The organism is Cellulophaga sp. L1A9, assembly GCF_009797025.1.
GTDB lineage: Bacteria > Bacteroidota > Bacteroidia > Flavobacteriales > Flavobacteriaceae > Cellulophaga.
Window position 1 is genome coordinate 1590269 of record NZ_CP047027.1, and the last position, 21176, is coordinate 1611444.

A 21176-nucleotide genomic window follows, 5' to 3' on the forward strand; every position below is an offset into this window, starting at 1 on the left:
CACCTAAACCTTAAATACATATTAAAATGAACTTTGAAAACTTAAATATTTGGTGTTGGATTATCCCTGCTTTAGTAGGAATTATTTGTGCAATCCTTGGTTACCTTTTAGGGAAATCAGGCAACACAACCATTGACAACGCTGCAGATTTAAAAATGTGTGAAGAGAAAAACGCAGACTTAAAAGCAGATTTATATGCTTGCCAGCAGAAATTAACAGCTAAGCCAACGGCAGCTCCTGTTTCTAATTTTGCTGCTCCCGAAGCTCCTGCTGCAGTTACTACTGAAAGCATACCCGTAACACCAATAGCTCCTGTAATACCTATTGTTGCCTTTGATGCTTCTGCTGCAAAAGCTGCATTTGGTAAAACGATTAAACAAGATGATTTAAAATTAGTGGAAGGCATTGGTCCTAAGATTGAATCTATGTTTAAAGAAGGAGGTATAAAAACATGGAAAGCACTTTCTGATGCCTCTGTTGGCGATTGTCAAAAAATACTTGATGGTGGAGGGAATAGGTATAAAATACACGATCCAGCCTCATGGCCTATGCAAGCCAAAATGTGCTACGAAGGTAAATGGACTGAATTGACCAAATGGCAAGATGAACACAAACATGGTAAGTTGTAATAGCACATGCGACACAAACTACATTAAATAATAAAGGCGGTATTACAAATACCGCCTTTATTATTATTATAACCTACCATTCGCATCAACCCACTTAAAGTGATATTGATCCTCTGGAAACTTCATCCTTGTAGCTATACGTTCTAATCTATCTGGTAATTTCATTAAATAATCTCTTGCACGCTCACCATCATCATTCAAAGCACGAATATTATCTAGCTCCCAATACGTATTTAATTTTCTAAGAATATCTATATAATCCAAAGCTGTATACACTCCTAAACGCTGTGCACAATTTGAAAAATTTTCAAAAGCAGAACCAATTGTGCCCCCAGACTCACGTAAAAAGTGCGCTGGCATAACAATTTTCTTTTTCATCATATCAGCAAATGCCATCATCATTTGATTTGGATCGTGCTCAAATATCGATTTTACAAACTCTCTATACGCTAAATGATGACGCATTTCATCACCAGCAATGATAGTACACATTTTACCTAACAAAACATTTCCTTTTTTCTTAGCCATTTGTCCAACTCTCTTGTGTGAAATGTTGGTCGCTAATTCTTGAAATGAGGTATAAATAAAGTTTTTGTATGGATCCCTATCGGTACCAATATCAAAACCATCTGCAATTAAATATTGCGTAGTAATTTCAACCTCACGCATGTTTACTCTACCGGATAAATACAAGTATTTATTTAGCACATCTCCATGGCGGTTTTCTTCTGCAGTCCAATGACGCACCCATTTAGACCATCCATTTTTATTCTCACCATGTTGATCCACTCCTTCAACATCCATCAACCAAGATTCGTATGTTGGCAATGCTTCCTCCGTAATGGTATCGGCAACCATAGTTACCCAAAAATCGTATCCTAAATCTTTAGATTCTTCTTGTATTTGCTTTACAGCATCAAGAAAATCATCGCTTTGCGGATCCGGCAAAAAATCTGTTGGTTGCCAAATATCCTGAATTGGAATCAAGTATTGATCAATAAAACCATTCACCTTATCCTCAATCGCCCGCATTACTTCTATTCTAATATTTTTAGCTGACATATTTTATTTTTTTTCAAAGTTCATAATAATACTTATAATTAGGGTATAATCCTTTCCAATTTTTAAACAATCAGTTTCTTCCTTTTTCATCAGGGTAAAACGTGTACACTGGATCACTTTGCCATACTTGTTTTGTGGCAACATCAATCACTGAAAGTGGACCTTTAAATGCTGCGCCTGTATCTACATTCCATACATTAGCTGCATTTTGAGGTGTTGTTTTATCTATTCTTGTCACGGGTGTATGTCCTATATAAATTTCCGAATAATGTGTTAACCGCTGCGGGTAATATTTATGTCCTGGCGTTAAATCAGGATTCAAAGAAAGGACCAATTCCCACAATGTCCTATCCCAATAAAAAGTTTTCGAAAAATATTCAAAATCTACACCCTTTAAGTTAGTAAATCCTGCATGAAGAAACAAACGCTTGTCTTCATCCAAATAATAATCGTCTAATTTAGTGAAAAAATCTATGTGTGCCTTTTTGGTTTGCTCATCTAACTTCGCATAAGAATTTGCAGTAGCCTCGCCACCGTGTTGGTACCACGTAGGGTTATCTTTTCCTTCTGTTAACCAAGACCTACACAATTCATCATGATTACCTCTAATGAAAATACAATGATGTGTCTTTTTTAATTCAATTAAAAAATTTATGGTCTCCGTAGCTTGGCTCCACCCATCTACATAGTCCCCCAAAAAGATCAATTGATCTTCTGTAGTTACCTTTGCTTTGGCTAAAACTTGCTCTAATGCTTTTAATCCTGAATGGATATCTCCTATGGCTAATACTCTCATGATTGTGTAAAAATCGCTATAACTGCTATAATAATGATGATAAAAAGAACTAAAAAAAATATTTTCCAAAAAGAGTAAGGTCGTATTCCGCTAATTGCCCCTGTTTGCCCGTTCACATAAAATTGATATTCTTTACCATTATACTTATATGAACTTATATAAACAGGCACTAAAATATGTTTAAAAGTTTCTTCTGATAATTTAATATCCGTGTGATCTATTCTTTGTGCATCTCCTCCTATATCCTTATTTATCCAGCTATATGCTATTCTCTTTGCTTCTTGAAAAGATTGATGGTGTCCTTCTTTTAAGGATATCGTATATTTTTCTGTAACAAAACCGGACAAATATTTCGAATTAAAAACCACCAATTCTTTTAAATTCCATTGTGCTATTTTACTGGGTATGTCTCTCCTTTTTTTCTCTGAAGCATTTATTAAAATGTCATCAACAAAACCATTAACTGCTCCCGATGCACTTGACCATCGCGTTTTACGCACTTGTCTTGTTTGTGTTCCGTTTTTTGTTTTATAGCGCTCTGTCACATAATAATAATCTCCTCGTTGCCCTTGATAAGTAGCATACAAATTAGCATCGAAAGTCCAGTGGGGAACATATAACCCATGCAAACCCTCTGCATCTATAGCTGCTTTTTTAAGCTTGTCTGGCGCAAACCAAAGACTATTAACCCAACTCTTGAATATAGTTTTTGCTTTCTTTGCATCTATCTGAAAGGGCACAAGTGCCCCAGGTAAAATCCACCCTTCTTTTACAATGTCCTCTCTAATTAATGGGTCTCCGCAATACACGCAATCTAAAGATTTATAATTTTCTTCTACATGTTGATTGGCACCACAGTTTTTACAGTGAAGTAATTCTATAGTTTCGGTATAGGCATTATCTCCAACAACTTTTAAATAGTGCTGAAGTTCTAATTCCTCAAAACTACTCTTGGCTTGTTCTATAAATTCCTCATAGCCACAATATTCACATTTTAACTGGTTAGAACCTGGTTTAAATTTAAGCTCCGCACCACAATTAGCACATGATTTTTTATGTTCCGTTGAAAACGCTTCTTCCATGAATCACCATTAATTGATAAATTTGCTCTACTGTACGCCAACAATTTATTTCGTACAAAATATATTTTTAGTGTGGTAACGGCGGAGGTGTATTTCCTCCTAAGAATGTTTTAAGTTCTTCAATTTCATGCAAGGCTTTCCAGGTTGCCATTCCTTGTTTCCAGATTAGCGAATCTTTATTTATCACTCTGCTCGCAAAAAGTTCTTGTAATTTTTCAAAAGGCACAGGCCCCATTTGAGAACTACTTACTGCATAATGATACATAACCTGCATAGGCATTGGTGGTGGTACAGCAGCTTGTTGCATATTAGGGCTTGTCTGTTGCGTCATTTGCGGACTCATCATTCCGCCCATTTGTTGCGCCAAAACAAAGCCCATTCCCATACCCATGCCTGCACCAGCGGTACCTCCTTCATTCTTAGCCGCTTCTTCAATAGCTTTTGCTGTTTTAAACTGTGTAAGTTTACCCATATCCAGCTTATCCAATCTAGAGTACTCGAAGATTTCTTTTTTGAGCTCTTCTGGCATCGATACATTTTCGATATAGAATTTCTCTAATAAAATCCCAACACGACCAAATTCTGGCTGCATTACCTCTTGGCATGTTTCTGATAATTCTGAGGTATTGGCGGCATAAAGTTCAATAGGCAATTTAGCTTCGCCAACAGTATCCGTAAAACGGGTAACAATTAAACTTTTTAAATGTTCGTTTATCTCATAGTTGGTAAAATTAGCATCTGTTCCTACAACATCTACCACAAATTTACCCGCATCTTGAATACGGAAACTATAGGTTCCAAAAGCTCTAATTTCTGTTAACCCAAAACGTTCATCATTTAAAATAATCGCATTTTTAGTACCCCATTTTTCATCCGTAAACAAATGGGTATTTACAAAATATACTTCTGCTTTAAACGGACTATCAAATCCGTATTTCCATCCTTTTAAAGTAGTAAGAATTGGTAAATTTTGCGTACTCAAAGTATAAGTACCTGGTTTAAAAACATCTGCGAGCTGCCCTTCATTTATAAAAACTGCAACCTGACCTTCACGAACAATTAGTTTTGCATTATTTTTTATTTCATTCTGATAGCGTTCAAACCTATGAACAATCGTATCATCTGTAGCATCAAGCCACTCAATTATATCTATAAATTCGTGACTCAGTTTTTTCTTTATTTCGTCAAATAGTCCCATTTTGGTTTGTGTTTATTTAATTTTTATCAAGATACCTAATTCCTTAAAAAGCACCAATTCTTGTACTTATTAATTATACTTTACTTTTCTCATAATCCGCAACGAATCTTTCAGGGATTGATACACCTTTCCATTTCTTGTTTTCAGGAGTGGTCGTGCATGTTCCATTTTCTCCTTTGCATCTTCAAATCCGTTTAAAAAACAAATTAAATACGTTGCCGGTAACAACTCAAGATCATTCATTTCTGAAACCGACAACTTGCTGTTTTTTTCTAGTTTTTTCAACAACACGCCATTGCCATTATAAATATGATGCAAAACCTTTTTGTCATACTGCGGCGCTTCAAAAACCAATTTACTCTGGATGGTGTACGTGCCGTTTTCATGAAACGTTATTTTAACCTTTTCTAAAGGATAATACTTTTGCTGTTCTCCCAACCCCAATTGAACATATTCTACAGTACTGAAGGAATCCTCATCATAGCTAATTGTTATTTCATCTAATGCGGAATAAAAAAGTTTTACTTGTTCGTTAATCAACTCAATATCTACCCGCGAATAATAGGTTTCATTTGATACCTTTTTCTTATTTCCCGCCCAACATACAACAAACTGCTCTTTAAATACTTTATAGTTACTGCCTAAATCTTTATGACGATTGTTTATAAAGTCGATAACCCCATCTAGCGTTAATTCAATATTATTCCTTGCATGTAACTCTATCGTAGCCACCGCTTCTGAATTTAGATCTTTTAATTCAATGTCATACGCTTTAGGTAAACTTATACTCCCTTCTCTAAAAAAAACAGATCCTCCATAATATTTCCAGATATTTTTACGGAGTGAGCAAACTTTTCCTGCAGATTTTATAGTCACCAATCCGACCACTTTACCTTCTGGCAAATGTGGGAAAGGAATATTTTCATAAGAAATTAAAGGGGGGTTATCTAGGTACGCGTTGACAAGGTTTTGAATTTTACTATCATCAAAAAAATCAACTCCTACTATTTTATTGTCTTCATCCTCGACCCCAATTACGATAAAAGAATTGTTTTTAGGATTACTATTTGCTAACGCACAAACATGTTTTAGAAATTTAGCTTTCCCTTCACGCTCCCCAATCGTTATAAAACGCTTTTTATCATAAAAACTATTCTCGTCATTATGAGCAAGAAGATTTTTTACAAGCAAGCGTTTATTAATCATAGATTTTTATTTACGATGGTAGCACTTGCTTGAGCTGTTGGCATCACTATTAAATCAGCAATATTCACATGATAAGGCCTTGTCACTACAAAATAAATAATATCTGCAATATCTTCCGGTTTTAAAGGTTCAAACCCTTTATATACATTTTCTGCCTTACTTTCATCTCCTTTGAACCGTACGGTACTAAACTCGGTTTCCACCAAACCTGGATTCACCGCTCCAACCCGTATTCCATAAGGATTCAAATCCATCAACATTCCTTTTGTTATAGCATCTACCGCATGTTTGCTTGCACAATACACATTTCCTTTCGGATATACTTCTTTGCCCGCTGTAGAGCCTATATTAATAATATGGCCGGCTTTTTTTGCAGTCATCTTAGGAATAACAGCCTTTGACACATACAAAAGACCTTTTACATTAATATCTAACATAGCATCCCAATCGTCCGTATTTCCTTTATCGATAGTCTCTAAACCATGTGCATTTCCTGCATTATTAATTAAGATATCAATATCTGAGAAATCTGAAGGTAATGACTCAATAGCTTCAAATACAGCATTCTTATCCCGAACATCAAAATTCAACGTATATACTTTGGTTTCTTTACTCAACTCTTGTTTTAAAATATCAAGACGCTCTTGTCTTCTACCACACAGCACCACATTATAGTTATTTGCTGCGAATAAAATAGCCGTAGATTTCCCTATACCACTGGTTGCCCCTGTTATCAATACTGTTTTATTCATGCTTATCTCTATTTTTTTATTATGCTACTTCTTTTCCTTGGCTTGCTTCTAATAATAAAAACCAATCTTGTATTTCTAAATTTAGTTCTATCGCGGCTACTGATTCTGATAATCGCTCAAAATTTGTTGTGCCAACTACCGGAAAAATGGATGCTGGATGTTTTAACGACCAAGCCAATAAAATTTGACTTTCGGTGGCACTATATTTTTCTATAAGGGATATAAGTATTTTCTTTATCCTAGCTGTTTTAGCATCTTTCTTCCTAAAATAACTCCCCAAAGGACTCCAACACATGGTAAACCTTCTATGTACCATACAATCATCCAAAGTACCATTGGTCATTACCTCATTTTGCGTCAAGGAGAATTCTACCTGATTTGCAGAAACAGGAACCGCCGTTTCTAATAATGCTATTTGAGAGGGTGAAAAATTAGAAACACCAAATTTTTTTATTTTCCCAGAATTCTTAAGACTCAAAATAGCTTCCGCCACCTCCTCTGGCTGTAATAATGGACTTGGTCTATGCAATAATAAAACATCTAAATATTCAGTATTTAGCTTTTTTAAAGATTGTTCTGTTGAAGAAATAATGTAATCTTTATCATATTGATAATGCTTTACCTTATTTTCCCGTCCAGAAGTCATTTGAATTCCACATTTACTTATGAATTGCACTTTAGACCTATCAAGATTACTCGCTTTAAATGCTTTCCCAAAAGCTATTTCCGTTCCGTAATCCCCATAAATATCTGCATGATCAAATGTGGTGATCCCAAGGCTTGAACATTGCTCCATTAAAGCGACCATTTCTTCTGTAGAAAGTTGTTTCCCCCAACTTCCCCAAGTCATCGTGCCCGCTATAATTTTCGAATAATTTGTCGTATTTGCCATCAGAATGTGAAATTAAAAAATAAATACCTTAAAGCCTTCATAAAACTTAGCCCTTTTGTTAATTTTTAACCAATTGTTAACAGCCCATATCTAAATAAATTTTCAATTTGCGTATCAATTTATTAGCTTGTCCAAATATATAATACATATGGAAGAAAATACTTCAATCGATATTAGTGCTATCAACGAGAAAATTGCGCAAGAAAGTGCTTTTATAGATTTATTAATGCTAGAGATGAACAAAGTGATTGTTGGTCAAAAGTATATGGTAGAACGATTACTAATTGGTCTTTTAGGTCAAGGTCACATTTTATTAGAAGGTGTACCTGGATTAGCAAAAACTTTAGCGATTAACACTTTAGCAAAAGCGGTAAAAGGCAGTTTTAGCAGAATACAGTTTACACCAGATTTATTACCTGCGGATGTTGTTGGTACCATGATCTTTAATATGAAAGAGAATGATTTTTCTATTAAAAAAGGTCCAATTTTCGCCAACTTTGTTTTAGCAGATGAAATTAACCGTGCGCCTGCAAAAGTGCAATCGGCCCTTTTAGAAGCAATGCAAGAAAAGCAAGTAACTATTGGTGATCAAACTTTTGTTTTAGACAAACCATTTTTAGTAATGGCTACGCAAAACCCGATTGAACAAGAAGGTACATACCCTTTACCAGAAGCTCAGATTGACCGTTTTATGCTAAAAACGGTAATTGACTACCCTAAAATGAATGAAGAGCAATTAATTATGCGTCAGAATCTAACGGGAAGTTATGAAACGGTAAATGCAGTAGTTACTACCGCACAAATCCTTAGTGCTCAAAAAGCGGTAAGAGAAGTATATATGGATGAAAAGATTGAAAAATATATCTTAGATATCATATTTGCTACACGTTACCCAGAAAAATATAAGCTAGAAGATTTAAAACCATTGATTAGTTTTGGAGCCTCTCCAAGAGGGAGTATCAACTTAGCAAATGCCGCTAAATGTTACGCCTTTATAAAAAGAAGAGGATATGTTGTTCCTGAAGATGTTAGAGCTGTAGTACATGATGTTTTAAGGCATAGAATTGGAATTACGTATGAAGCAGAAGCAGAAAACGTAACCTCGGTAGATATCATTAATAAAATTGTAAATGAAATAGAAGTGCCTTAAATCTCATCCTAAATTCTTCCTCAAAAAAGGAAGAACTTTATAAGAGGTGCTAAAAATTATATTTTTTAAAAGACCTTTCTCATTTAGAGAGAGGGTTGGGAGAGAGGAAAATGGATACCAAAGAGTTATTAAAAAAAGTTCGTAAAATTGAGATAAAGACGCGTCGTCTTTCTGACCATATTTTTGGAGGGGAATACCATTCCACTTTTAAAGGTAGAGGTATGACGTTTAGCGAAGTACGTCAATACCAATTTGGGGATGACGTACGTGCTATCGATTGGAATGTAACTGCAAGATATAACGAACCCTACATAAAAGTTTTTGAAGAAGAAAGAGAGCTCACCATGATGCTTATGGTAGATGTGAGTGCCTCTGAGCTTTTTGGCTCTTCTAATCAATTCAAAAATGAAATAATTACGGAGATCTCTGCAACCCTTGCTTTCTCTGCATTACAGAATAATGACAAAATTGGATTGATCTTATTTTCAGATCAAATAGAACTTTTTATTCCGCCTAAAAAAGGTAAAAGTCATGTTTTAAGAATCATCAGAGAATTAATAGAATTTACGCCTAAAAGTAAAAAAACCGATTTAGCGGTAGCACTGAAATATTTGACCAGTGTTATGAAGAAGAAAGCAATCGTTTTTGTTCTTTCTGATTTTATTACGGAAGACTACCTGCAAACCTTACGCATCACAGGAAAAAAACACGATGTTACCGGAATTCGTGTTTATGATGAAAGAGAAGAAACCATACCAAACATTGGAATGGTACAAATGGAAGACGCAGAAACGGGTCAATTACAATTGGTAAACACACAATCTAAGAAAGTGCGCCTTAGCTATGGCAAATACTACCAAGAACGCGTGGACTATTTTCAAAATACGTTTTCAAAATCAGGTTGCGGGGTATTGGCATGCCGAGTAGATGAAAGCTATGTTAAAAAATTATTAGGCTATTTTAAGCGAAGAGGATAAAATGATAAACTTTAATTACATACTTATTTCTTGCTTTTCGTTGTGTAAACGAAACTTAGTGCTATGCCTATTATTGGTTAGCACCATTGGAATCTCACAATCTAATCCGAAGGTAGCTTCTGATGTTGATATAAAAGACATCAAAATTGGAGAGCAAATAAATTTTACTGTTAATGTAAGTATTGATAGCATAGACCAAGTAACCTTTCCTGAAGGACAATCCTTTGCTCCTTTAGAAATGGTAGAAGCTTTTGCTACAGATACCATTCCAGAAAATGGCAAACTTACACTGATAAAGAAATATGCACTAACCCAGTTTGATTCTGGTTCCTATACGTTACCACAGCAAAAAATAATTATTAACAACAAAATATTTCCTACAGATTCTGTCAATATTTATGTAAACACAATACCTGTAGATACTCTAGCACAACAGCTATTTGATATCAAGGATATTATTAATGTGGAAAAAGAAAGTAGTTTCCCATGGTTTTGGACGCTTATAATTATCGGAGCTATTTTAATAATAGTCGGATTGTTATATTTCTTTATCTGGAGAAAAAAGACTTTAACAGAAGAAGAAAAGGTTGCGTTATTGCCACCCTACGATAGAGCAATGCTTGAATTAAAAAAATTAGAGAATTCTAAGTATTTAATTCAAGATGAGTACAAACAGTATTATTCTGAATTAACGGATATTGTTCGTTCTTATTTAGAAGAAGATGTTCATATATCTGCTTTAGAAAGTACTACTGACCAGTTGATAAGCAAGTTAGAGATGCTTAAAGATGCAGGAAACTTGAAATTAGAGGAAGACACTATCCGACAATTTAAAAATATATTACAGACATCAGATTTAGTGAAATTCGCTAAATCTAAACCAGATACTTCGGTTGCCGAACAGGATAGAAAGGCTATTGAAAATATCGTTACAAAAACAAAGGATGCAATTCCTCCTCCAACAGAAGAAGAATTATTACAACGCGAAGAGTACCTAGAAGAATTAGCACGTAAAAAACATCGTAATAAAATTATTATTACTGTAGTTGTTGCGGTCTCTGTTTTAATAATTTCAACGGTAGCTGCAGTAAGTTATTTTGGGTTTAGTTATGTAAAGGATAGCATTTTAGGGCATCCTACAAAAGAGTTATTAGAAACGGAATGGATAACAAGCACTTATGGCTACCCTCCTATTACGATAGAGACCCCTAAAGTTTTAATCCGACAAGAATTTGAGATAACTCCTGAATTAAAAGCTGACATTAAAAATGTACAGGTTTTTATGTATAGAAGTTCTATTGGACTATTTAGCGTTGGAGTATCTTCTACTACGTTTACTAAACCCGTAGAACCAAATACAGAATTGTCTGTAAATGCCTTAATACAACAATTTGAAACACAAGGCGCAAAAAATATTATTACCAAGACCGAAGAATTCACTACAGCAAGTGCGGTAAAAGGAATAAAGACATATGGTACGGGCAAATTTTCAGTATCCGGATCAAAAGAACTTGTAAATGGCGAATACGCTATTATCACATTTGGCGGCAAAGGTTTTCAACAGCAAATTATACTTACTTGGCTGGAAGATGACCAGTACGCTAAAGACATAGTAGACCGTATTTTATCAACCATAGATGTAAAAACAGAATAATAAATGCTTGAGAATATACAATTTGCTAATCCACAATTTTTTTGGTTGTTTTTACTACTTCCAGTAGCTGTGCTTTGGTATTTTTTTAAGCGTAGACAAGAAACAGCTTCATTAAAAATTGCAACAATTAAAGGTTTTTCTACCTCTAGTCTGTTGCCTAAATTAAAGCCGTTACTATTTGTACTTCGTTTGTTAGCATTGGCTGCAATTATTGTAGCCCTTGCAAGACCACAAACAGAAGACATTTCTACAAAAACAAAAACAACAAAAGGTATAGACATTGTCATGGCGATTGATGTTTCTTCTAGTATGCTTGCTAGAGATTTAAAACCAAATCGTTTAGCCTCATTAAAGAAAGTAGCTGCAGACTTTATCAAAAAAAGACCAAATGACCGTATAGGCTTAGTGGTCTACGCTGGTGAAAGTTATACTAAAACACCAATTACTAGCGATAAAGGCATAGTGCTAAATGCATTAAAAGAAATTACCTATGGTAGTTTAGAAGATGGTACAGCTATAGGTATGGGTTTAGCTACTTCTGTTAACAGATTAAAAGAAAGTAAAGCCTTAAGTAAGGTTATTATTCTACTTACCGATGGAATAAATAACTCTGGTTTTATAGAGCCACAAACAGCGGCTGAGCTTGCGGTAGAATATGATATTAAAACCTATACGATAGGACTGGGTACAAATGGAAATGCACTTTCTCCAATAGCAATTAATAGTGATGGCTCTTTTAGATACGGAATGAAACCCGTAGAAATAGACGAAGCACTTTTAGAGCAAATAGCTAAAACAACTGGTGGAGCCTACTTTAGGGCTACAAATAATCAAAGTTTAGCGTCTATTTATGACGAAATAAATAAATTAGAAAAAACAGAAATAGAAGAGTTTAAATACACCAGATTTGAAGAAAAATACAGGCCTTGGTTATTTCTAGCCGGTATTTTATTACTCGTAGAGTGGTTATTGAGAAACACACTATTTAGAAGTTTTATATAAGTGTAAATTTTAGCACAACAAGAATTTTAAAATGATTCAATTAGAAGAAAAAATATATTTTTATCTGTTGTTTGCCATTCCAGTACTGGTGGTGGTTTTTGTGCTGTTACAGTTCTGGAAAAGAAAAGCACAGAAAAGATTTGGAGATCTTAGCCTTTTAAAAAGGTTAACGCCTTCAAGATCTATTTTTAAATCTACCCTAAAACTTGTACTCTTTTTAGCGGGACTAGCCTTATTAATTGTAGGTTTGGTAAACCCAAAAATTGGAACAAAACTTGAAACGGTTAAACGAGAAGGTGTAGATATTGTCTTTGCCTTAGACGTATCCAAAAGTATGTTGGCAGAAGATATTGCGCCTAATAGATTGGAAAAAGGAAAACGATTGGTTTCAGAAATTATCAATCATTTGGGCAGTGACCGTATTGGTATTATAGCTTATGCTGCACAAGCTTATCCTCAGCTTCCTATTACTACAGATTATAGTGCTGCAAAAATGTTCTTGCAAAGTATGAATACGGATATGCTTTCTTCACAAGGAACAGCAATAAATGAAGCCATAGAATTGGCATCTACGTACTATGACGATGAAACACAAACCAATAGAGTGCTTTTTATCATCTCAGACGGGGAAGACCATGCCGAAGGAACGACAGAAGAAGCTGTAGAAAAAGCCACTGAGGAAGGTATTAGAATCTTTACGATAGGCGTAGGTAAAGCTAAAGGAGCTCCCATCCCTATTAAACGTAATGGAATTGTAGAGAGTCTAAAAAAAGACATGAATGGTGAAGTCGTAATTACAAAACTCAATGAAGTTATTCTAAAAGAAATTGCAGAAGAAGGTAACGGCGAATACATTAACGGAGATAACACGAATGAGGCTGTTGAGTATATAAAAGAACAGTTAAACCAAATGGATAAAAAAGAGTTTGAAGCAAAACAATTTGCTGAATACAAAGATCAGTTTCAATGGTTTGTTGCAGGTGGTTTTCTATTATTGTTTTTAGATTTATTTGTATTGGATCAAAAAACCAAATGGTTGAGAAAATTGAATTTGTTTAATGAAAATAAAAAAGAGTAACATGAAAAACTTAGTATACCTATTACTTCTTGTTGCGACTTTTTCTTACGCACAAGAAGACAAGGAAGAGAAAGAAAAATTACGAATAAAACAGCTACAGGAATCGGTAAATTATACCTGGGATGCAAATAAAGCATTATCCGAAAAAGATTTTATAAATGCTGAAGTAGAGTACCGGAAAGCTATTGCCAAAAGCACAGAGAATAGCTCTGCACCCTATAATTTAGGAAATGCATATTATTCTAATGAAAGCTTCGGTGAGGCCTTTACCCGCTACAAACAAGCTGGAGAAACGGCAAGTAGTAAAGAAGATAAACACAAAGCTTACCACAACATGGGGAATGTCTTCATGAAAGAAAAACAATACGAAAAGGCTGTTGAAGCCTACAAACAAGCACTTCGTAACAATCCAACAGACGAAGAAACGCGGTACAATTTGGCTTTAGCACAAGAAATGCTAAAAAAGCAACAAGACGAAGACAAAAAGAACCAAGACAAGGATAAGGACGATAAAAAAGATAAAGACGAAGACAAGAAAGAAGGAGATAATAAAGATAAAAACGAAGGAGACCAAAAAGACGATAAAGACAAAGATCAAGGAGACGAAGGAGATAAAGGGGACGAAAAAGAAGACAACAAAGAAGGAGAAGGAGATAAAAAGGAAGAAGAGAAGAAAGACCCTAGTAAAGGCGATAAACCTGAAGATAAAAAAGGAGAGCAGCAAAAAAAACCAAGTCAACTATCTAAACAACAAGTACAGAATCTCTTAGAAGCGATGCAAAATGAAGAGAAAAAAGTACAGGAAAAGATGGACGCTCAAAAAGTAAAAGGCGTTAAAACAAGAAACGAAAAAGACTGGTAATGGTATTTACACTTAAGAAATATATTACGTTACTAACACTACTATTCTTAACTTTTGCAGTAAAAGCTCAAGAAGATGAAGTAACTTTTGAAATGGCCGTTAGCAAGGATAAGCTCGGTTTAAACGAAAGACTACGGGTAGATTTTACCATGAATCGTGATGGTGATAATTTTAACCCTCCAGATTTTGCAGGATTTCGTGTCGTTATGGGTCCCGCGCAATCTATAAGAAATTCTTGGACGAATGGCGTAAGATCATATTCTAAAAGTTACTCCTACACCTTAATGCCTACGGAAAGAGGCACCTTTACTATTGGTCAAGCAAGTATTGTTGTAGCCGGAAAAACGTATAAATCACTTACAAAAAATATAGAAGTAAATGCAGCTGTTGAAGATCCAAATGCACCGCCTTCTGCAGCATCTATTGCAGATGACAATCTTCATTTAGTAGCTGAAGTTTCTAACAACAATCCTTATCTCAACGAAGCGGTTAGTGTGGTGTACAAACTCTATGTAAGTAACTCCATTAGAGTAACAAACTTTAGACCAATAGACAGCCCTAAATACAATAATTTCTGGAGTCAAGATATGCCTGTACAGCAGTATAGCGCACAAGAAGGAACTTTTCAAGGAAAACCTTATCAATATGTCATCTTAAAACGTATTGTACTCTATCCGCAAAAAACCGGAAAGTTAGCTATTGAACCCCTTTCATTAGATGTCTCTGTAGAAGTACCCACGAGTAGACGCGACTTTTTTGGTCGCCCATTGTATACTTCTACTAATAAAACTGTTTCAGCGGGTAGTAGAACCTTAAATGTAAAAGAATTGCCTTTAGCAGGGAAACCTGAAAACTTTGGCGGTGCTGTTGGTACATTTGATTTTACAGTAACCACAAGTAAAAAAGCCCTGAATGCATCAGAATCGTTACAGGCCTCAGTAAAAGTAAGTGGTGCGGGTAATTTAAAACTTTTCCAACTACCTGAACCTATTCTTCCAAGTGCCTTAGAAGTTTACGAACCAGAGTTTGATGAAAGTATTAAAACTACCATTGCAGGAATGCAGGGAAGTGTAAAGAATAATTATACCATTGTACCTAGCTACAAAGGAAAGTATCCTATACCAAGTATCAATTTTAGTTATTTTGATCCAAAAGCGGAAAAATATGTAAGCTTAGCGTCTAAAGAAATATTAATAAATGTTATTGAAGGACCCACTGACGGAAATGCTTCAAATAACTCCGCTACCCCATCCAACCGCCAAGAGGTAGTAAGTACGGGAAATCAATTTAAATTCATCAAACTAAAAACAACATTGAAACCAAAAGAAGACACCTATTTCTTTGGTTCTACAGGGTATTTATTGTGGCTTTTACTGCCATTAATCTTGATTCCTTTAGCTATTTTATTTGGTAAAAAAAGAGAAGCAATACGTGGAGATATTGAAGGAAACAAGGTTAAAAAAGCAAATAAACTCTCTAGAAAATATTTATCTGCAGCAAAGAAAACATTAGGAGAAAAAGAAGCTTTTTATGTTGCCTTAGAGAAAGCATTGCATAATTATTTAAAAGCAAAATTGAAAATTGAAACATCAGAATTTAGTAAAGATAAAATTTCACTACTCCTAAAGGAGAAACAAGTAAACCAATCTACAACAGATGGATTTATGGCCTTATTAAAAAACTGTGAAATGGCACGATATAGCCCTTTTTCTAATGTTCAGATGCAACAAGATTACAACACAGCAAGTGAAGTAATCTCATCAATGGATAAGCAATTATAAAATATATAAAAGTGAAAAAAATACTATTCCTATTCATTTTATTCTTTAATTTTCTAGGATTTTCCCAGAATGCAGAATTATTTGATGCAGCAAATACGGCATATAATGATGGAAAATATGAAGTAGCAGAAAAAACGTACCTGAAAATAATAGCGAATGGCGAAGCATCCTCCGAGCTTTATTTTAATCTAGGAAATGTCTATTACAAAGAAAACAAGATTGCCCCTAGTATTTATTATTATGAGAAAGCATTGCTCCTAAAACCTAACGATTCTGATATAAAAAATAATTTGGCTTACGCCCAAAATATGACCTTAGATGCAATCACTCCCGCGCACCTGAAACCGGTCTTAAAAAAATATATTAAGAATACAACATCATTTTTTTCTTTTGAGCAATGGGCTTATGTCAGTGTTCTTTTAATGATTCTTTTTGTGCTAACCTATCTAGCATATTACTTTACAGCTAGTGCGACTTTAAAGAGAATTTCCTTTATAAGTTCCTTAGTGTTTTTATGCATTGCAATAGCTGCTATTGCTTTTGCCTATATAAAATATGGAGAATTTAAGGACGACAAACCTGCTATTGTTTTTGAAAAAGAAAGTAGCATACAAGCTGAGCCAAATTCTAGGAGCGCGGAGACCTTTAAGTTACACGAAGGTACTAAAGTGATGGTTTTAGAATCTTTAAATGACTGGTACAAAATAAAGATTGCAGACGGAAAAACAGGGTGGATTGCTTCTGAAGAAATTAAATTGTTAAAAGATTTTTAAACATTTCTTAACACTTTTTAATAGTATTACTATTATATTTGCAACTGCTATGTTAAGAATCTCAAGAAATACTATTCAGTTTATATTGCTCGTATTTTGGCTTGTAGCCTTGACGGCACCTACTGTTATTACTTTTCTTGATGATGAATCTTCTATTCTTGTGAATAATATGAGCGAAGAAGAGCAACAAGAACAGCATCAATGCAAAAAAATCAATGAAGTAGAAAAATTTATCGCTTCTGATTTTTCTTATCGTCTTTATATTTCTGATCAAAGAAATACCTCTGTCAATGACAGAACTACACTAAACAATTCCCTAAATACAGCTAAAATTATACTCCCGCCTCCCGAGGTAACTTCTATTTAATCACGAGTATTTTTTTATTTTATCAACCTGCCTTTTCCAAATCTGAATAAAGGCATAATTTATTATGTATGTTTAAAACATTAAAAAACGACTTGCCTGCAAGTGTCGTTGTATTTTTCGTTGCTTTACCTTTATGTTTAGGTATTGCTCTCGCTAGTGGAGCTCCTTTATTCGCTGGGATTATTGCCGGTATCGTAGGAGGTATTGTTGTAGGAGCATTATCAGGCTCTAAAATTGGAGTTAGTGGTCCTGCTGCTGGATTAGCAGCCATAGTACTAACAGCGATAGGCACGCTTGGCGGATATCAAAACTTTTTAGTCGCTGTAGTTATTGGTGGTGCGATTCAAATCATATTTGGACTCCTTAAAGCGGGAATAATTGGGTACTATTTTCCTTCATCTGTGATTAAAGGAATGCTAACAGGTATTGGTATCATCATCATTTTGAAACAGATTCCGCACTTTTTTGGCTATGATCCAGATCCAGAGGGAGATTTTGCCTTCTTTCAAGTAGATGGAGAAAATACTTTTTCCGAAATTTTCAATGCAATTAATAACATTAGTTTAGGCGCAACAATCATTGCGATCACAGGTTTAGCCATCCTTATATTATGGGATAAAGTATTCTCTAAAAAAGGTAAATTTTTCCAAATTATTCAGGGCCCATTGGTCGCTGTAGTTCTTGGTATTTTATACTTTGTATTCACAAAGGATAGCGAGACATTTGGTATTTCTGCCAAACATTTAGTAAGTGTACCTATTCCTGAAGATGCAGCATCATTCTTGGCGCAGTTTAAATTTCCTAACTTTTCAGCAATTACAAATCCTGAAGTTTGGATCACTGGGTTTACCATTGCACTGGTAGCAAGTTTAGAAACATTATTATGTGTAGAAGCATCAGATAAAATAGATCCTAACAAAAATGTAACACCTACCAACCGTGAGTTGTTAGCACAGGGTACAGGTAACATCATTTCAGGACTTATAGGAGGTTTACCAATAACGCAAGTAATTGTTCGTAGTTCTGCTAATATTCAATCTGGAGGAAGAACAAAATTATCTGCCATTATTCATGGCTTATTGCTCCTTATATCTGTAATTCTTATTCCGACCCTATTAAATATGATTCCGCTTTCTGTATTGGCATCAATTTTATTTATTGTTGGTTTTAAATTAGCAAAACCATCTTTATTTATAAAAATGTATAGAATGGGCTGGAAACAATCTATACCCTTTTTCGTGACTGTCTTTGGAATTGTATTTACAGATTTATTGGTAGGGATAAGTTTAGGCCTAGCTGTAGGTATCATCGTTATTCTTTTAAAAAGCTACCAGAATTCTCACTTCTTACATATTGAAGACAATAGTAATGGAAAGCATAAAATTAAAATGACCCTAGCCGAAGAGGTTACCTTCTTTAATAAAGGTGCCATTTTAAAAGAATTGGATAGTTTACCAAGAGACACCTATTTAGAATTAGACCTTCTCAAAACACGTTATTTAGATAACGATATTATTGAAATTTTAGAAGACTTTTCTATTAAGGCAAAAGAAAGAGGCATTGATATAAAGCTAATTTCGAAACGTGGCGTTGTAGAAAACCCTACGAGCTATATTGAGTTCTTTAATGAAAGACCAAAATCTGATTTAAGTTTAAGCTAGACTATTATGAAAAAGACCACCTATAAAATTTCTGTGCTGTTAGATTTAAAAAGTTCTAATACCGCAGCATTGAAAAGTACGGCAAGTTTAGCAAAAATAATCAACGCAAAAATTGAATTGTTTCATGTTCAAAAATCGACCGAATTAGTCGATATGGAAAGTCAGTTATCAGCAAAAAGAGCTATTAATGATGCATATAGAGTTACTGAAAATAAACTAAAAGGTTTAGCAGCGGAACTTGCACAGACGTATGACATTGCTATTGAATACTCGTTTACTTCCGGAAATGTAAAGCGTGAAATTAAACAATACTTAAAAGATACAAATCCTGATATTGTAGTCTTGGGGAAAAAGAAAAAGAAAATTTTAAAACCCTTAGGCGATAACTTTACTTCCTTCATGCTACAAAAGCATAAAGGAGCTATTTTAATAGCAGATTTCAAAAATAGTTTTGAGCCTAATAACGAATTATCTTTAGGTTTATTCAATTATGAACAGTTACCAACTTCCATAAGTTTTCTTCCTGAATTAATGGCACATATAAAAAAGCCTTTAAAATCATTTAAAATGAGAAACAATGAAAAGGCTGCGGAAGGACAACAAACAGACACTTTAAATACGGTTGATTTTGTTTTCGATGCCTGTGAAAATGTACCGGAAACACTCGCTAAATATGTAGCTATAAATGATGTAAATTTATTGTGTATTGGAAGGACTAACAAAGGCGAAAAATCTAATACTATTCAAGCCAATTTAAAAGATATTATAAATAGTATAAACGTGCCTTTACTGTTTACAGGAAGTAAAGAGCTTCATTTACCTTAATCCTATTTCAACAAGATATTAATTAATAATAAAAAAATATGAAAGCACATACCAGAGAAACACAATCCACAATGACTCCTCAAAAAGCATTGGATTTTTTAAAAGAAGGTAATCAGCGGTTTCAAAATAATTTAAAAGCAAATCGTAATTTACTAGAACAAGTAAATGATACCAGTGAAGGCCAATTTCCTTTTGCAACCATATTAAGTTGCATTGATTCTCGTGTTTCTGCCGAGTTAGTTTTTGATCAAGGACTAGGAGATGTTTTTAGTATCCGTATTGCTGGGAATTTTGTAAATGAAGATATTCTAGGAAGTATGGAATTTGCTAGTAAATTAGCTGGAACAAAACTTATTGTAGTTCTTGGCCATACCAGTTGTGGCGCGATAAAAGGAGCCTGTGACCATGCAAGAATGGGGAACTTAACCGCTTTGATAAATAAAATAGAGCCTGCTGTAGCTGCCGTTAAAGAACCACTAGACGAAAGTTTAAGAAATTCTAAAAATCTAGAGTTTGTAGATGCTGTTTCTGCTGAAAACGTTTTACAAACTATTAAAAATGTTAGAGAGCGCAGTGAAATTTTAGACGAAATGGAAAAGCAAGGCGAAATAAAAATAATTGGTGCTATGTATGATATTTCAACAGGTGAAGTAGATTTTTATTAGTCTTAAGTACACCTTCGTAATTTGAAAATGGCTTACCTTGTTTGTGGTAGGTCATTTTATGTAATAAAGTATCTTTCCAACCAATAAATCCTGAACAAATGAATCTTGATTTTGTATTCGAAAACAATAAAAAATGGGTTAACGATAAGTTAAGCGAGAACAGCAATTATTTTGATGAAATGGGAAAAGGTCAAAACCCAGAATTATTATACATTGGCTGCTCAGACAGTAGGGTAAGCGCAGAAGACTTAATGGGCCTAGAACCTGGTGAAGTATTTGTGCATAGAAATATTGCAAATATGGTTATAGGAACAGATTTAAATGCCATGTCTGTGGTTGAATATGCAGTAATGCATTTAGGCGTGGAACATATTGTAGTATGCGGTCATTATGGTTGTGGTGGAGTTAAGGCTGCTATGCAGTCTAAAGATTTAGGCATTCTTAACCCATGGCTTAGAAACATAAGAGATGTATATCGTATTCATAAAAAAGAGCTAAATGCGATTAAAAATGAACTAGAAAAATATGAACGTCTAGTAGAATTAAATGTTGAAGAACAATGCGTAAATCTTATTAAAACTGCAGCGGTACAAAAGGCTTATAGAGATCATGGTTTAAAGGTACATGGCTGGGTGTTTGATATTCATACAGGGAAATTAATCGATTTAAAAATTGATTTTGAAGGTATTCTCGGTAATATTATGGAGATTTACCACTTAGACTAATATTAGCTAAGTATTTAATTTAAAAATAATTAGCGCTGG

Annotated in this window: 21 protein-coding genes; 14 read left to right on the plus strand and 7 right to left on the minus strand. The window is 34.4% G+C overall.

Annotated elements, in window-relative coordinates; all coding sequences use genetic code 11:
• Positions 1-26 precede the first annotated feature (26 nt).
• Complete coding sequence (locus GQR94_RS06745; protein WP_158974766.1) at positions 27-629, plus strand: hypothetical protein; 603 nt, start codon at positions 27-29, stop codon at positions 627-629.
• Positions 630-695: 66 nt separating this feature from the next.
• Here GQR94_RS06745 and GQR94_RS06750 read toward each other — a convergent pair whose 3' ends face one another.
• The 7 genes from GQR94_RS06750 to GQR94_RS06780 form a co-directional block, all read right to left on the minus strand.
• A complete protein-coding gene (locus GQR94_RS06750) occupies positions 696-1691 on the minus strand; it encodes an acyl-ACP desaturase (RefSeq protein ID WP_158974767.1) in 996 nt (331 codons plus the stop codon).
• A 70-nt stretch (positions 1692-1761) separates the two neighbouring features.
• Positions 1762-2487 carry a metallophosphoesterase family protein gene (locus tag GQR94_RS06755; RefSeq protein WP_158974768.1) on the minus strand — a complete coding sequence of 242 codons (726 nt, stop codon included), beginning with the start codon at positions 2485-2487 and terminating at the stop codon, positions 1762-1764.
• Complete coding sequence (locus GQR94_RS06760) at positions 2484-3569, minus strand: DNA helicase PriA (RefSeq protein ID WP_158974769.1); 1086 nt, start codon at positions 3567-3569, stop codon at positions 2484-2486. The genes GQR94_RS06755 and GQR94_RS06760 overlap by 4 nt, the downstream gene beginning before the upstream one ends.
• A gap of 67 nt (positions 3570-3636) precedes the next feature.
• Positions 3637-4767 (minus strand): SPFH domain-containing protein, encoded by a 1131-nt coding sequence (locus tag GQR94_RS06765; protein WP_158974770.1) that lies wholly within the window; start codon positions 4765-4767, stop codon positions 3637-3639.
• Positions 4768-4836: 69 nt separating this feature from the next.
• Complete coding sequence (locus GQR94_RS06770) at positions 4837-5973, minus strand: ATP-binding protein (RefSeq protein ID WP_158974771.1); 1137 nt, start codon at positions 5971-5973, stop codon at positions 4837-4839.
• A complete protein-coding gene (locus tag GQR94_RS06775) occupies positions 5970-6725 on the minus strand; it encodes an SDR family NAD(P)-dependent oxidoreductase (RefSeq protein WP_158974772.1) in 756 nt (251 codons plus the stop codon). Before GQR94_RS06775 ends, GQR94_RS06770 begins: the two co-directional genes overlap by 4 nt.
• A 19-nt stretch (positions 6726-6744) precedes the next feature.
• The gene (locus tag GQR94_RS06780) at positions 6745-7617 is read right to left on the minus strand and encodes an aldo/keto reductase family oxidoreductase (RefSeq protein WP_158974773.1); all 873 of its coding nucleotides are present in this window, start codon (positions 7615-7617) and stop codon (positions 6745-6747) included.
• A 148-nt stretch (positions 7618-7765) separates the two neighbouring features.
• Between GQR94_RS06780 and GQR94_RS06785 the strand changes: the two genes are divergently transcribed.
• The 13 genes from GQR94_RS06785 to GQR94_RS06845 all read left to right on the plus strand — a co-directional run bounded on the left by GQR94_RS06785 (position 7766) and on the right by GQR94_RS06845 (position 21137).
• Positions 7766-8767, plus strand: a complete 1002-nt coding sequence (locus GQR94_RS06785) for a MoxR family ATPase (RefSeq protein WP_158974774.1) — start codon at positions 7766-7768, stop codon at positions 8765-8767.
• A gap of 110 nt (positions 8768-8877) precedes the next feature.
• Complete coding sequence (locus tag GQR94_RS06790) at positions 8878-9744, plus strand: DUF58 domain-containing protein (RefSeq protein WP_158974775.1); 867 nt, start codon at positions 8878-8880, stop codon at positions 9742-9744.
• A 58-nt stretch (positions 9745-9802) separates the two neighbouring features.
• Entirely contained in the window at positions 9803-11398 is a 1596-nt protein-coding gene (locus GQR94_RS06795) for a hypothetical protein (protein ID WP_370458277.1), read from the plus strand.
• Positions 11399-11401: 3 nt separating this feature from the next.
• Positions 11402-12400: a VWA domain-containing protein gene (locus GQR94_RS06800; RefSeq protein WP_158974777.1), complete on the plus strand. Its 999-nt coding sequence runs from the start codon at positions 11402-11404 to the stop codon at positions 12398-12400.
• A gap of 31 nt (positions 12401-12431) precedes the next feature.
• A complete protein-coding gene (locus GQR94_RS06805) occupies positions 12432-13478 on the plus strand; it encodes a VWA domain-containing protein (protein WP_158974778.1) in 1047 nt (348 codons plus the stop codon).
• 1 nt (position 13479) lies between these two features.
• Positions 13480-14340, plus strand: a complete 861-nt coding sequence (locus GQR94_RS06810) for a tetratricopeptide repeat protein (RefSeq protein ID WP_158974779.1) — start codon at positions 13480-13482, stop codon at positions 14338-14340.
• Entirely contained in the window at positions 14340-16121 is a 1782-nt protein-coding gene (locus GQR94_RS06815; RefSeq protein WP_158974780.1) for a BatD family protein, read from the plus strand. Before GQR94_RS06810 ends, GQR94_RS06815 begins: the two co-directional genes overlap by 1 nt.
• Before the next feature lie 11 nt (positions 16122-16132).
• The gene (locus tag GQR94_RS06820) at positions 16133-16894 is read left to right on the plus strand and encodes an SH3 domain-containing protein (protein WP_158974781.1); all 762 of its coding nucleotides are present in this window, start codon (positions 16133-16135) and stop codon (positions 16892-16894) included.
• Positions 16895-16943: 49 nt separating this feature from the next.
• On the plus strand, positions 16944-17261 hold the full coding sequence (locus tag GQR94_RS06825) for a hypothetical protein (protein ID WP_158974782.1): 318 nt from the start codon (positions 16944-16946) through the stop codon (positions 17259-17261).
• A gap of 68 nt (positions 17262-17329) precedes the next feature.
• Positions 17330-18922, plus strand: a complete 1593-nt coding sequence (locus GQR94_RS06830; RefSeq protein ID WP_158974783.1) for a SulP family inorganic anion transporter — start codon at positions 17330-17332, stop codon at positions 18920-18922.
• A gap of 6 nt (positions 18923-18928) precedes the next feature.
• Positions 18929-19747: a universal stress protein gene (locus GQR94_RS06835; RefSeq protein ID WP_158974784.1), complete on the plus strand. Its 819-nt coding sequence runs from the start codon at positions 18929-18931 to the stop codon at positions 19745-19747.
• A 38-nt stretch (positions 19748-19785) separates the two neighbouring features.
• Entirely contained in the window at positions 19786-20412 is a 627-nt protein-coding gene (locus GQR94_RS06840; RefSeq protein ID WP_158974785.1) for a carbonic anhydrase family protein, read from the plus strand.
• Between the two features lie 98 nt (positions 20413-20510).
• The gene (locus GQR94_RS06845) at positions 20511-21137 is read left to right on the plus strand and encodes a carbonic anhydrase (RefSeq protein ID WP_158974786.1); all 627 of its coding nucleotides are present in this window, start codon (positions 20511-20513) and stop codon (positions 21135-21137) included.
• The last annotated feature ends 39 nt before the right edge of the window (positions 21138-21176 follow it).